The organism is Aquisalibacillus elongatus, from assembly GCF_003843875.1.
Lineage (GTDB): Bacteria > Bacillota > Bacilli > Bacillales > Alkalibacillaceae > Aquisalibacillus > Aquisalibacillus elongatus.
In genome coordinates this window covers 194,625-209,138 of sequence record NZ_RKRF01000008.1, presented here as the reverse complement: position 1 = coordinate 209,138, position 14,514 = coordinate 194,625, and the positions used below count along the sequence as shown (strand labels likewise).

The following is a 14,514-nucleotide window of genomic DNA, read 5'->3' as shown; positions in this document are numbered from 1 at the left end:
CTAGCTTATTTCGTCACCATTCGGCCGATGACTAAGCGTTGAATTTCTTGTGTTCCTTCATAAATTTGTGTGATTTTAGCATCACGCATGTAACGCTCGACTGGATAATCTTTTGTATATCCGTATCCGCCGAATACTTGAACGGCTTCAACCGTTACTTTCATCGCGGTGTCACCTGCGTAAAGTTTCGCCATTGCGGATTCCTTCTGATAAGGTAAACCTTCTGACTCGTTGTACGCCGCTTGATAGGTTAATAGGCGTGATGCTTCGACTTGTGTTGCCATGTCGGCTAATTTAAAGGAAATGCCTTGGTTTTTCGCAATTGACTTACCAAACTGCTCGCGCTCTTTCGCATAGTCCGTTGAAGCATCTAGGGCGCCTTGTGCGATTCCGACTGCTTGTGCTGCAATGCCGTTACGACCGCCGTCTAGCGTCGTCATGGCAATTTTAAAGCCGTCCCCTTCTTTACCAAGCATATTTTCTTTCGGAACTCGGCAGTTTTCAAAAATCAATTCAGTCGTTGGGGACGAGCGAATACCTAGCTTTTGCTCTTTTTTACCGAACGAAAAGCCGTCCGTACCCTTCTCAACGATAAATGCCGAAATACCTTTGTGCTTCGCATCAACATCCGTTTTAGCAAATACGACGTAAATATCAGCAACGCCGCCGTTTGTGATCCATACTTTATTTCCGTTTAACACATAATGATCGCCGTCTTCTTTAGCCGTCGTGCGCATAGAGGCAACGTCACTTCCAGCTCCCGGCTCAGATAATGCGTAAGCGCCTAACGCTTCACCTGTTGCTAAACGTTGTAAAAAGTTCTTTTTCTGCTCTTCGTTTCCATATGTGTAAATCGGCCAGCTAGCTAGCGAGATGTGAGCGGATAGCGTTACACCTGTTGAGGCACAAACGCGTGATAATTCTTCTACCGCAATCGCATAGCTGACAAAATCTGAGCCAATCCCACCATATTCTTCAGGCCACGGAATCCCAGTTAGGCCAAGCTCTGCCATTTGGTCAAAAATTTCACGATCAAAGCGCTCCTCCTCGTCGCGTTCTGCTGCTGTGGGTGCCACTTCATTCTCGGCAAAATCGCGAACCATTTTGCGGATCATTTGCTGTTCTTCTGTTAATTGAAAATTCATCGAAACATCCTCCTATTTCAACAGTTGTCTACTAATCACTAAGTTTTGTATTTCTGTTGTTCCCTCATAGATTTGTGTAATTTTAGCGTCGCGCATATAGCGCTCAACTGGGTAATCTTTCGTATAACCATAGCCACCAAACACTTGAACGGCTTCAATAGAAGCGTTTACTGCTGTTTGAGAAGCTAATTTTTTCGCCATCGAAGCTTCTTTTACACAATCAACACCTGCTTCATGCATCGATGACGCGTGATAGATTAATAGTTTTGAAGCTTCAACTTCTGTTGCCATATCAGCTAATTTAAATGATACGCCTTGATGTTGAGCAATTGGCTTTCCGAATTGTTCACGCTCTTTAGCATAATCAGTTGCTGCTTCTAGTGAAGCCTCTGCAATCCCTAATGCCTGAGCGCCAATTCCAATTCGACCGATGTTTAAATTCGCTAGGGCAATTTTATACCCTTCGCCCTCTTCACCTAATAGCTGACTTGCTGGTACACGACAATTGTCAAACGTAAGTGGAACTGTCGCAGATCCGTGAAGCCCCATTTTTTCTTCCGGTTTTCCTACTTCAAATCCTGGTGTGTCTTTTTCAACGATAAAAGCCGAAACACCCTTACTTCCTGCTTCACGGTTTGTATTGGCAAACACGATATACGTATCGGCATACCCACCATTTGTAATAAAAACTTTCGAACCGTTTAATAAGTAGTGTTCGCCGTCTTTAACTGCACGTGTTTTAAGTGATGCAGCATCACTACCCGCTCCCGGTTCAGTTAAAGCAAAAGCACCTAAGTATTCGCCTGAAGCGAGCTTTGGAATATAATGCTGTTTTTGATCATCTGTTCCGAACCTTAAGATTGGAAATGTCCCAACGGATGTATGAACGGATAAAATCACACCTAATGTCGCACTGACCTTAGACAGCTCGTGAATCGCGATGATGTAAGACACATAGTCCATTCCCGCGCCACCGTATTCTTCTGAAACTGGAATTCCCATTAGGCCAAGCTCACCCATTTTTTCGATAATTTCTTTCGGAAAACGGTCTTCCGCTTCCATTTGCGCCACTGCAGGGGCTACTTCATTTTCTGCAAAATCTTGAACCATTTTACGCATCATGTTCTGTTCTTCGGTAAAATTCAAGTTCATCAAGCAGCCTCCTCCTTATTCATAAACGTAAAACCCGCGGCCGGATTTTTTCCCTAACCAGCCTGCGCTCACGTATTTCTTAAGTAGCGGACATGGGCGATATTTTGTGTCGCCAAATCCTTCGTATAGAACTTCCATAATATATAGACACGTATCGAGCCCGATAAAATCAGCTAACGTCAGTGGTCCCATCGGGTGATTCATGCCGAGTTTCAAGACTTCATCGACGGCTTCTGGTTCCGCTACACCTTCATAAACCGTATAAATCGCTTCGTTAATCATCGGCATTAACACACGGTTAGAGACGAATCCTGGGTAGTCATTGACTTCAACCGGTGACTTTCCAAGTGCTTTAGCTGTTTCTTCAACCGTTTGATACGTTTCATCAGACGTTTGAATCGCACGAATCACTTCAACTAGCTTCATAACCGGCACTGGATTCATAAAATGCATCCCTATTACTTGTTCAGGCCGCTCTGTAACAGCCGCAATATCTGTAATCGGTAGCGAAGACGTATTCGTTGCTAAAATTGCATGCTTCGGTGTGATTTGGTCGAGTTGCTGAAACACTTTCGTTTTGACATCCATGTTTTCAACAACCGCTTCTATGACCAAATCTCGATCATTGGCATCATTCAATGTTGACGTTGTCTCAACTCGATTTAAGGTTTCTGTTTTTTCTTCTTCTGTCATACGGCCTTTTTCAACGTTACGTGATAAAAACTTCTCCATCGTTGCAAGGCCTTTTTGTAATGCTTCTTCTGAAAGGTCATTAAGTTTCACATCAAAACCAGCTTGAGCGAAAACTTGCGCAATACCTGCCCCCATTTGACCGGCACCTATGACCATTACGTTTTTAATTGTCATAAAATCCCCTTCCCTTTTCTTTATCTATTGTTTTGGAACTTCGATCAGTAACGCATCACCTTGGCCGCCACCTGAGCAAATTGAGGCGATTCCTATACCACCGCCACGACGTTTTAGTTCATACGCAAGGGTTAACGTAATTCTAGCCCCACTTGCTCCGATTGGATGGCCAAGTGCAACTGCGCCACCATTTACGTTTACTTTCTCAGGATCTAACCCAGCAATTTTTCCACTCGCAAGTGATACTGCTGCGAAGGCTTCATTTACTTCAAATAAATCAATATCATCTAGGCTATAGCCTGTTTTTTCTAGCAATTTATTAATGACAATCCCTGGTGTTTCCGGGAAACGATCCGCTTCAACCGCAACTTCCTCATGGCCAATTACATAAGCTAAAGGCTCTTTTCCTTCTGCTTTAGCTTTGTCTTCAGACATTAATACCATTGCTGCTGCGCCATCGTTTACGCCTGGTGCGTTTCCTGCTGTAATCGTTCCATCTTTATCAAAAGCTGGACGAAGCTTAGCTAGTTTTTCAGCCGTTGTCCCTGCACGAGGTGCCTCGTCAGTGTCTACTACGAGTGGATCTCCTTTTCGCTGCGGAACTTCGACAGGCACGATTTCTTCAGCAAGCTTTCCTTCTTCCGTTGCTTTTAACGCACGCCCATGGCTTTGAGCTGCCCATTCATCTTGCTCTTCACGTGTAAGCTCAAACTTATTCGCCGTACGGTTACCGTAGCTTCCCATATGTACTTGTTCAAACGAGCACGTCAGTCCGTCGTGCACCATCATATCAACAACTTTTTGATCGCCCATACGCATGCCCCAACGAGCATTTGGCATGAAATATGGTGCATTACTCATGCTTTCCATACCACCAGCGACAATCGTATCTTCCTCACCTAAACGAATCATCATGTCACCAAGTGCGACACTGCGCATACCGGATGCACACACTTTGTTAATCGTCTCCGTTTTCGTCTCCCAAGGAATATCGGCATAACGCATCGCCTGACGAGAAGGCAATTGCCCTTGACCTCCTTGAAGAACCGTTCCCATAATCACTTCCTGAACATCTTTACCTTCAATGGATGAACGCTTCAACGCCTCTTTAATGGCAATACCACCTAGTTGAACAGCCGTTAGTGGTGCTAATCCTCCACCAAATTTTCCAAACGGGGTTCTAGCCCCTGATACAATCACTGTTTTAGACACAGTTATTCCTCCTTTTTCATCCCTCTTTGTAACCGCTAACATCATTATAACATATTTTCGACTGAACGCTCGCTCAATGCGTGATTTTTCATAAAAATTTGACGGTTCAATTGATGGTTGTTTTTTCCGACCTTAATTAATCATTTCAGCACCCAAAATCCATATTTCAGACCCTTTTTTATAACTTTATATCATCGAATGTTGTCGAAAGCCTATTAAATTTTAATTTTTTAGACCTTTATTCAACCTTTTTAGACCTTTTCATAAACTTGTACGCTTTTCAATACAATGAGATAGGAGGGGTTGGAATGAAACGTGGGAATGGGAAAGGCATCATCGTCATTGGTTTTGCTTTTGTGTTGATCATTTTATTCATCGTTAGCTTCATGAACTTTTCTAAATCTCCTGAAGACGAAGCTACCGAGGCGGTTCATCAATTTTACCAATTTGAACAAAGTGCTTCGTTTGGTCAATCGTGGGAATTGTTCCACCCTCTCATGAAAGAGAAATTCGAAAAGTCGCATTACATACAGGATCGGCCTCATGTGTTTATGAACCATTTTGGGGTGACGACTTTTTCTTATCAGTTAAGTGAACCAACAGAAGTTAGTAACTGGACAATGGAAAGTGGTAGTAACCCGATTGACGGTTACCGGTTTACCGTTTCAAAATCATACGACAGTAAGTACGGGTTCTTTACTATTGTGAAGGATATTTATGTATCAAACGTTCAAGGTAAGTGGCTCATTTTATGGGATTATAATCAATAAAAGATAGGATTGCGCGGGTGCGCAATCCTTGTTATTAAAACCTTACTTCAATTCCTGCTGGATCTTTAGCAATATATTGTCCATTTTGTTCCTGAACTTGTCTTTCTAGATTCTCTTTGACTTGTTCGCGATCTTGTTCTGTCATTTTAACAGAATACCAGTTTAAACCGACTTCATCATCGTGCTTCGGTTCTCCATTTCGACTGCCCCATGTATTAAGGCCTATGTGGTGGTGATAATACTGATCTGCCATAAATAAGGCTTGAGCGCCATAGTTTGCGACAACATCAAACCCTAATGTTTCATAAAACGGCTTTACGGCTTGTAGATCATGAACTTGTAAGTGAATATGCCCGATAGTAGAATCTTTAGGAAAACCAGTCCAACCTTCCTCAGAACGTTCTTTTAAAAGGTCTTCAATATCAAGTGGGACAGTTGCCATTTCGACATGTTCTCCGTTCCATTTCCACTCATTCGGTTCACGGTCACGATAAATTTCTATTCCATAACCATCTGGGTCTGATAAATAAAATGCCTCAGATACGTAGTGGTCAGAAGCTCCTTGTACGGGTAGTTGGTTTTTCCAAAAATAATAGACGACATCTGCTAAGTCAGATCTTGATGGAACAAGATAGGCAATATGGAATAAACCTGTTTTGCCTCGGTCTAACGTCTTTACATCATCTGGTTGTACAATGGTTAATACTGGTGTTTCACCTTCAAATGAAAAGACTGCTCTTTGAATTGTATGGGATAGTAAGTTCATGCCTAAAACGTCTCTGTAAAACATTACTGACCGTTCAATATCGGTGACATTCAAGGAAATTTGATCAATATATTTAGTTGGTAACTTATGATAAGTCATTCAATTCACTCGCTTTCTTAGTATGTATATTAGATTATAACATAAAAATTTACTAATTGTAATTAAGTTACTTTATGTAAGTATTATAAAAGAAAAAATAGACCCGAGAGTTAAACTCTCAGGCCTATTTAGCAAGTATTACTCTACTACTGGTTCTTCTTGAGTTACACCTAGTTCGTATAGGTATACTCCAGATCCAACAGAGATGTCGTAGTTTACAACACGCTCGTTAGCTGGAACCATCATAGCACGATATAGAGTAGGGAATACAGGAACTTCTTCAACCATTAGCTCTTGCCACTGGCTGTATACATCCTGACGATACTCTGTATCGAAAGCTTCTTCAGATAAACCTTCAGCTAGAAGTTCATCATTTTCTTCGTTTGCCCAACGAGTGAAGTTGAATAATGCATCTCTACCGTATAAACCACTAGGGTCTACATCGTAACCAACGCTCCATGCACCCATGAATACGTCTACGTTTGGATCATCTTCACCAGTTTGACCAACTTTATCATAGAATGAGTTGAACTCGTGTAAACGTCCGTCTAGCTTCTGAACGTTTAAGCCAACTTTATCCCAAGCTTGAATATAGTAGTTCGCTAATGGTTCAGATAGGTCGCTTGAATCCATAGAAGCAAAGTTAATAACTAACTCTTCGCCGTCTGGAGTCTCACGGTAACCATCATCGTTAGTGTCTTTATAACCAGCATCATCTAGTAGCTCATTAGCTTTATCTTCATCATAAGTTGGTGTTTCGATTGAATCGTCATGCCAAGCTGGGTGAGATGGTGGAATTAGTGTTGTACCATTCCAACGTAAGCCATTATAGAAACGCTCACCTACTGTTTCGTTATCTACAGCATACCACATAGCTTTACGTAGTTTCTTATCACCCATCTTCATTTCGTCGCCTTTGTAGTTAACTTCACCTTCATCAGCATTCCAGTCACCTAGTTTGAAACCAATGTAAGTGTATGCTAAGTCAGTCATACCTAACCACTGAACGTTTGGCATATCAATGTTGTCTACTACTTGGTCAGCAGGGAAGCTGTCCACTAGATCAACATCCCCAGTTTCTAATGCGTTCGCAACGTTTGAAGGGCTCACGACTTTTAGCGTTACTTCATCTAAATTAGGCTCGCCTCTCCAGTAATCTTCGAACTTAGAGTAAGTTACAGATTCACCAGGTACAACGTTCTCAACTTTGTAAGGACCAAAACCAATTGGTTCTTCACGTACTTCTGGTGAAGAAGCCATATCCTCTACTGGGATATCTTCAAAAACGTGTTTCGCCATTGGGTAACCCCAGACACCACCAGTTAATAGTGATGGTGTTAATTCTGTGTAATTGAACGTAATTGTCTTTTCACCTTCAATTTCAATACCTGAAATTGAATCAGCTTCACCAGCTTTGTATTCTTGCGCACCTTCTAAGTATGCAAAACCTGCTGATGAACCACGTACACCATCATAGTCAGGGTGCATAATCACTTCATAAGAATAAGCCCAGTCTTCAGCTGTTACTTCTTCACCATCGTGCCATTTAACATCGTCTTCGATCGTAAATGTGATGGAGCTATCTTCTTCGTTTACTTCATAAGAAGCAGCGCCTTCATTTGTTACGTTGTAATTCTCGTCATATTGAAGTAATGACTCGTCGAACCACGAAAGTACTTGTGAATCAGGGTTTCCTGAATAGAACTGCCAGTTTAATGTTCCCTCAAATGGAGATTGAGAAACTAAACCGAATGTCAGTGAACCGCCATCAATCGCGTCACCTTCACCAGTATACGATTCAAAATCGTCAATACTGTAAAGTTCTTGATCTGAATCTGAGTCTGAATCTGAATCATCATCATCAGATTCATTTTGCTCTGTATCGTCTCCATCATTATCTGATGAATCCTCGCCTCCTTCATCGCTATTACAAGCTGCGATCAGAAGTACGAAAGCAAGCATTAGGACAAATAAAAATTTGCCAAATAATGATTTGCTCATTGAATAATCCTCCCCCTATGGTTGTATTTTCAGCCCAATGACTGATTAAATAAATTTATACTCATCACTGAGTCTCCCCAGTGAAAGTACCACTATTCATTACGCTCGACGTTGACGAGCATCTGCTGCACGTTTAAGTGCCTCACCTACGTTACGGACAGCTAGCATTAAGACTAAAATTAAAGCTGCTGCCGGAGCCCAAATCCACCAACGCTCTTCTAAGGTCGTTGGATTCGTAGCATAACTCATTAAAGTACCTAAACTTGGTGTATCCTCAGGTAAACCAAATCCTAAGAAGGATAAACCAGACTCAATTCCAATGTTTGCTGCTAAGTTTAAAGTCATTGTTACGACAACTAATGACGTAATGTTCGGTAAAACTTGTTTAAAAATTATACTAGTATGGGATGAACCTAATGTTCTTGAAGCTTGAGCATAATCCAGTTCTCTTTCTTGTAATGCTTTCGAACGGATCAGCCTTGCAATCCCCATCCATATAAACGCTGACATAATTAATGAGAAAGTCCAAACACTGTATCTAGGAACAATGGTTACGAAAACAATGATAATCATAATAAATGGTAATACCATAAAGAAATCAACAATACGCATTAGGAAGTTATCAATATGACCACCAAAATAACCAGATACGACACCGAATATGATGCCGAAAGCACCTGAAATAAGTGTTACTAAAAACCCAATTGCTAATGAATTACGTGTTCCAATAATTAACTGTCCAAATACATCTCGTCCACCTTTATCAGTTCCTAAAAGGAACTCATCAGATGGTGGTTGGTGGATCGCAAATGGGTCGATTTTGACGACTTCGTCTAAATCTAATATGAGTGAAATACCAAATACAATCATGCTAACTAATACGAAAAAGATTAAAGATATTAAGGCTAACTTATCTTTTAAAATTTCCCTCCAGAAAATCCTTAATCCAGAAGGACTTTTCTGTACTTCTTGTTCTTTTTGTTGTTCTGATACTTGTTGTTCAATATCTTTATGTGAATGATTTTCGGACATTTTGTTCACCTCCAATGATGCCTTTTTTTACTTAATGCGAATTCTTGGATCAACAAGACTTAAGATGATATCTGATAATAAGGCACCCACAATCGCACCTATTCCTGTTAAGAGTACTAAAGCTGTTACTACCGTATAGTCTCTTATAACAATTGAATCAAGGAATAGTTGTCCCATTCCAGGGTAACTAAAAATCTGTTCTATAAAGATCGTACCGTTAATTAAGTTTATAATTTCATATCCAAAGAAAGCAGCAATCGGTAAAATTGAATTTCTGAAGATATGACGGTTGTATACGCGTCGCTCAGATGCACCTTTTGCACGAGCAGTTAGTATAAAATCTTTTTGTTTTGTGTCTATGATTTCACTTCGTAGGTACTGAACTGTACTAACTGTACCAATGAGTGCAATAGACAGTCCTGGTAGTAATAAATGCTGTAACTTACTCAGGATATATTCAATTGAGCCCGATTCTACTCCGGGGTCTACAGAACCACCTGTTGGGAACCAACCTAGTATATAACCAAATATCCATAACGCGACTAAACCAAAAATGAAAATTGGTGTTGCAAATCCGATATAAGTGTATCCAGTGATTAATTGATCTAATAGGGTATCATTATAACGCCCACTAAGAATACCTAATGGTAAACCAATTGCATAAATGAAAATCACTGAAACTAATGATAACCAGAACGTGTTAATAACACGTTGCCAAATCAGATCTTCAACGTCCATTTTATATTGGAAGGATTCTCCAAGACTTCCTTGTAAAATGCCAGCTACCCAGTCTTTATATTGAATATACCAAGGGTCATTAAACCCTAGTTCTTCTCTTAACTCTGCTAACCTTTCTGCCTTAACATCTGGCCCAATGGCACCTGTTAAAGCATCACCAGGCATAAAACTTGCTAAAACAAATACTAATAAACTTAAAAATATAATTTGTGGCGATGTTATTAAAAGTCGTCTCACTATGAATTTCCACATTTATAATCAACCTCTCTCCGGTAACGCTACTCGATGTGTATCTGTTATTGGTTTTAACTGATAAGCAAGTCCGTCTTCATCGAAATAATCGTAGTATGAGTTTGTATATTCTTCTTTAACTTGTTCTCTAAAGTTAGTATTCTCTTTACGATTCTTAGGATCAATGTCCGGAATTGCCGCAACAAGACGCTTTGTATAAATGTGTTGCGGATCATTAAAGATTTCTTTTGTAGTCCCTTCTTCGACGTATCGACCATTGTACATAATTCCAATTCGGTCGCACATATGTTTAACAACACTCAAATCGTGGGATATAAATAAATAAGTCAGATTTAATTCCTTCTGCAAATCTTGCATGAAGTTTAACACTTGTGCTTGAACGGATACGTCTAACGCCGATACGGGCTCATCCATAATAATCAATTTAGGCTCTAGTGCGATGGCACGAGCCACACCAATACGTTGACGTTGTCCGCCAGAGAATTCGTGTGGATATTTCAACATACTTTCAGCAGTTAAACCTACTTTTTCTAGTAAGTCTTTAACACGTTTTTTCTCTTCATCTTTTGATAAATTTTCATAGTTTCGTAGTGGTTCTGCGATGATATCAATAACACGTTTTCTTGGATTCAAACTAGAATAAGGGTCTTGGAAAATCATTTGAATATCTTTGCGAATGTTAACTTTATTCCCCTTATTTAACAGTTCGTCACCAAAATAGATTTCACCGTTCGTAATATTATTAAGACCCATGACAGCCTTACCTGTTGTGGTTTTACCTGAACCAGACTCCCCAACTAGTCCGTACGTTTCACCTGGTTCAATTTCAAAATTAACACCGTCAACAGCTCTAATTGCATCGATCTTACGATTTAGAATTCCACCTCGGATTGGAAAGTGTACTTTTAAATCCTCAACTTTTAGTAGTGTCATGATCTTGTTCCTCCTTGTTCTCATCTGGGAAGTAGAAATGTTTGTAGCACGTACAACGAACAAAGTGACCTGGACTTACTTCTGAAAGCTCAGGATTTTCCTCATGAACGTCTTCATCCATCCAAGGTATACGTGAACTAAATCGGCATCCCGTACGTGGTAAGTTCTTAAGCGATGGTACAATTCCGTGAATAACATGCAATTTGTCCTGCACATCATCAAGTAAAGGAATAGAGCTTAATAATGATCTTGTATAAGGGTGCTGCGGATCACTAAATAATGTATCAACGTCTGCTACTTCTACAATCTCACCAGCGTACATAACAGCCACGCGATCGGCCATTTCTGCAACTACACCTAAGTCGTGTGTAATTAATATAACGCCAGAACCTAAATCATCTTTAAGTTCGCGAATTAAATCCAAAATTTGTGCTTGAATCGTTACGTCTAAAGCCGTTGTAGGCTCGTCCGCTATGAGTAACTCAGGTTGATTCGCTATCGCAATAGCAATGATGACACGTTGTCTCATTCCACCTGACAACTCATGTGGGAATTGGTTATAAACGTGCTGCGGTCTAGGTATTTCGACTCGTTCTAATAATTCAATAATATATTTCTTACGCTTCGATTTCGGCATATTTTTATTGTGTAAAATTAATACTTCATCAATTTGTCTTCCTACTTCCATTAACGGGTTTAGGGCGGTTAATGGATCTTGGAAGATCATAGACAATTCGTTGCCGCGAAACTTATTCATCTCTTTAGTTGGAATATTGGCAATATTCCTGCCTTTGAAGTTAATTTCACCTTCAATTTTCGCGCGGTTGTGCAAGCCCATAACAGAGAATGCTAAAGCACTTTTACCTGAGCCAGACTCCCCAACAATGGCTAGTACTTCATTCTCATTGACGTTTAGCGAAACGTCGTCAACAGCTGCGTAATACTCTTCCCCAATTCTGAAAGACGTTTTCAGATTTTTAATCTCTAATAATGGATTACTCAACTCGATCACCCTACTGTTATATTTTCTCGATGACCAATTCTCAAGGGTTAATTTAAGAAATTTTTTGAAAATTAATATTTAAAAAAAGTTACAAAACCGTCCTTTTCAAACCCAATTAAAGTCTATTCGAGAATCCCCATAAATGTTTGTCAGATAAGTTTAACTTCTTTAATTTTAAGAAAATAATCGACATATTGCAACATATTTTTTAAAATTTTTGTAATAATAACAATATAAAATAATGGAAATTTCTAATTAGTGCATACTTATGAAACCTTACTTTTAAATATTAACCCCCTTTAACAACTTATTGCCAAAGGGGGACTTTTGATTTAAGCAGGTTGATCAATTTTAGCTGGTTCACCAAAAATTGAACGTTCAAGCACTTCTGCTACATCTTGAGTTGTGACATCTTCTTCGACTTCTTTTGCTTTTGTCCCGTCAGTTAACATCGTTAAACAGAATGGGCATGCGCTAGAAATCGTATTTGGAGATACCTCTAACGCTTGTTCTGTACGTGCGACGTTAATGCGATTTCCTGTCGTCTCTTCAGACCACATCATACCGCCACCTGCACCACAGCACATGCCATTTTCTTTATTACGTTCAATTTCAACATATTGAACGCCTGGAATGGACTCTAAGATGGTTCGTGGTGGATTATATACATCATTATAACGACCTAAGTAACAAGAATCATGGTACGTAATCTTCTCGTTAATTGCTTGTTCAGGCTTTAAGCGTCCCTCTTCTAATAATTGTGCTAACAATTCTGTATGATGATACACTTCAGCTTCTAATCCGAAATCCGGATATTCATTTTTGAAAATGTTATACGCGTGAGGATCAATCGTTACGATCTTCTTCACGTCATTCTTTTCAAATTCCTTAATATTTTTCTCAGCTAACTCTTGGAATAAGAACTCGTTTCCTAAACGACGAGGTGTATCACCAGAGTTACGTTCTTTATTACCTAAAATCGCGAACTTAACACCTGCTTTATTCATTAAACGTGCAAATGCTAATGCAATCTTTTGACTGCGATTATCATAAGATCCCATAGAAGAAACCCAGAATAAATATTCGAATTCTTCTCCTTCTTTATTAAGTTCTTTAACGGTTGGAATCTTAAGCGTTTCGTCTTTCTCTCTCCAGTTTTCACGATCTTTCTTAGAAAGTCCCCATGGATTGCCTTGACGCTCGATATTCATCATCGCGCGCTGAGCTTCAGGGTCCATTTTACCTTCTGTCATCACTAAATAACGGCGAAGGTCGATAATTGTATCAACGTGTTGGTTCATAACCGGGCACTGATCTTCACAGTTACGGCAAGTGGTACAAGCCCACAGCTCTTCTTCTGTTACAACATCACCAATTAAATCTTTTTCCACAACTTGTTGTGCTAAAGATCCATTCGGGTCAGCAGAGATTTGGTTACCTTGCGTACCTGCAAATGCATAAGATGGCACCCACGCGGATTTCCCTGTTACAGCTGCGCCTTTTTCCGTTAAATGGTCACGCAGTTTCACAATAATATCCATTGGCGATAGCATCTTACCTGTTCCTGAAGCTGGGCAAACATCTGTACAACGCCCACACTCAACACAGGCATACAAATCTAGTAATTGTAACTGATCGAGATCTTCAACTTTTCCTACACCAAACGTCGGTTCTTCTTCCGACTCTTCCATTTCATCCATGTCAAAGTCGATTTTCTTAAGCTTTCCGTGTTCTTTATCCTTTGTTAAAAACACATTAGCAGGACCAGCAATTAAGTGAGCGTGCTTAGATTGCGGCACGTATACTAAGAAACTCAATAATGCAATTAAGTGAATCCACCACATGACATAAAACACGACGGCCGATGTGGTTGCCCCCATCCAGCCAAAAGCGGCTGCAAATAATGACGCAACAGGTTCTGTCCATGTCATTTCATGTCCATGCCAAACAATAGCTGCACCATTACCCATTAGTACCGTTAACATTAAAGTCGCAATAAAAATTAAGACTAAACCTGCTTTAAACCCTCGCTTAAGGCGAACGAGTTTTTCAATATAACGACGGTAAAACGCCCATACAACCGCAACTAAAATTGTTAACGTTACAAGCTCCTGGAAAAACGTGAATCCAGGATAAAAGATTCCGAGCGGTAAGTGCGAATCAGGCGCTAAACCTTTCCAAATGAAATCGATTGCACCAAATTGTACAAGTAAAAAACCATAAAACATCATGACGTGAATAGTGCCAGACTTTTTATCTTTTAATAACTTTTTCTGACCAAACACAAACGTCAAAATGTCTCTAATCCGTTGCTTTACGTCTTGGTCGAAATCAGCTTTTTTTCCCATTTTTATGTAAGCAATACGCGTACGTACAACTTGTGCAAATAGGAAAATGCCATAAATCGTGATACCTACGAAAGCAATCCAGTTAATTAATTGAAGTGTGTTCATTGTTTTCCCCCCGCAACGATGATGTTTAAAAATAGCATAACATAAAAAGTTTTAATTTCATGAAAATTCTTTTTGTTAGTTTTATTATACA

General features: G+C 39.9%; 12 protein-coding genes. 1 reads left to right on the top strand and 11 read right to left on the bottom strand.

The window, feature by feature from the left end; all coding sequences use genetic code 11:
- Positions 1-5: 5 nt before the first annotated feature.
- Genes EDC24_RS06235 through EDC24_RS06220 form a run of 4 tightly spaced genes read right to left on the bottom strand, consistent with a single transcriptional unit; the run spans position 6 to position 4,376 of the window.
- Positions 6-1,145 (bottom strand): acyl-CoA dehydrogenase, encoded by a 1,140-nt coding sequence (locus tag EDC24_RS06235; RefSeq protein ID WP_124220794.1) that lies wholly within the window; start codon positions 1,143-1,145, stop codon positions 6-8.
- Positions 1,146-1,157: 12 nt separating this feature from the next.
- Positions 1,158-2,297, bottom strand: coding sequence for an acyl-CoA dehydrogenase (locus EDC24_RS06230; RefSeq protein ID WP_124220792.1), 1,140 nt, complete (start codon positions 2,295-2,297; stop codon positions 1,158-1,160).
- A 15-nt stretch (positions 2,298-2,312) separates the two neighbouring features.
- Positions 2,313-3,164, bottom strand: coding sequence for a 3-hydroxybutyryl-CoA dehydrogenase (locus EDC24_RS06225; RefSeq protein WP_124220790.1), 852 nt, complete (start codon positions 3,162-3,164; stop codon positions 2,313-2,315).
- A gap of 24 nt (positions 3,165-3,188) precedes the next feature.
- Positions 3,189-4,376, bottom strand: coding sequence for an acetyl-CoA C-acetyltransferase (locus EDC24_RS06220; RefSeq protein ID WP_124220788.1), 1,188 nt, complete (start codon positions 4,374-4,376; stop codon positions 3,189-3,191).
- 308 nt (positions 4,377-4,684) lie between these two features.
- On the opposite strand from EDC24_RS06220, the gene EDC24_RS06215 reads away from it, so the two are divergent.
- Positions 4,685-5,146: a hypothetical protein gene (locus EDC24_RS06215; protein WP_124220787.1), complete on the top strand. Its 462-nt coding sequence runs from the start codon at positions 4,685-4,687 to the stop codon at positions 5,144-5,146.
- 34 nt (positions 5,147-5,180) lie between these two features.
- Here EDC24_RS06215 and EDC24_RS06210 read toward each other — a convergent pair whose 3' ends face one another.
- The 7 genes from EDC24_RS06210 to EDC24_RS06180 all read right to left on the bottom strand — a co-directional run bounded on the left by EDC24_RS06210 (position 5,181) and on the right by EDC24_RS06180 (position 14,423).
- The gene (locus EDC24_RS06210) at positions 5,181-6,011 is read right to left on the bottom strand and encodes a VOC family protein (RefSeq protein ID WP_124220785.1); all 831 of its coding nucleotides are present in this window, start codon (positions 6,009-6,011) and stop codon (positions 5,181-5,183) included.
- 138 nt (positions 6,012-6,149) lie between these two features.
- The gene (gene opp4A / locus EDC24_RS06205; protein ID WP_124220783.1) at positions 6,150-8,012 is read right to left on the bottom strand and encodes an oligopeptide ABC transporter substrate-binding protein; all 1,863 of its coding nucleotides are present in this window, start codon (positions 8,010-8,012) and stop codon (positions 6,150-6,152) included.
- A 99-nt stretch (positions 8,013-8,111) separates the two neighbouring features.
- Positions 8,112-9,044: an ABC transporter permease gene (locus tag EDC24_RS06200; RefSeq protein WP_124220782.1), complete on the bottom strand. Its 933-nt coding sequence runs from the start codon at positions 9,042-9,044 to the stop codon at positions 8,112-8,114.
- 27 nt (positions 9,045-9,071) lie between these two features.
- Positions 9,072-10,034: an oligopeptide ABC transporter permease gene (gene opp4B, locus EDC24_RS06195; protein WP_124220780.1), complete on the bottom strand. Its 963-nt coding sequence runs from the start codon at positions 10,032-10,034 to the stop codon at positions 9,072-9,074.
- Between the two features lie 6 nt (positions 10,035-10,040).
- Entirely contained in the window at positions 10,041-10,967 is a 927-nt protein-coding gene (locus EDC24_RS06190) for an ABC transporter ATP-binding protein (protein ID WP_124220779.1), read from the bottom strand.
- Complete coding sequence (locus EDC24_RS06185; protein ID WP_124220777.1) at positions 10,948-11,970, bottom strand: ABC transporter ATP-binding protein; 1,023 nt, start codon at positions 11,968-11,970, stop codon at positions 10,948-10,950. Before EDC24_RS06185 ends, EDC24_RS06190 begins: the two co-directional genes overlap by 20 nt.
- Positions 11,971-12,302: 332 nt before the next feature.
- Positions 12,303-14,423 (bottom strand): (Fe-S)-binding protein, encoded by a 2,121-nt coding sequence (locus EDC24_RS06180; protein WP_124220775.1) that lies wholly within the window; start codon positions 14,421-14,423, stop codon positions 12,303-12,305.
- Positions 14,424-14,514: the final 91 nt, after the last annotated feature.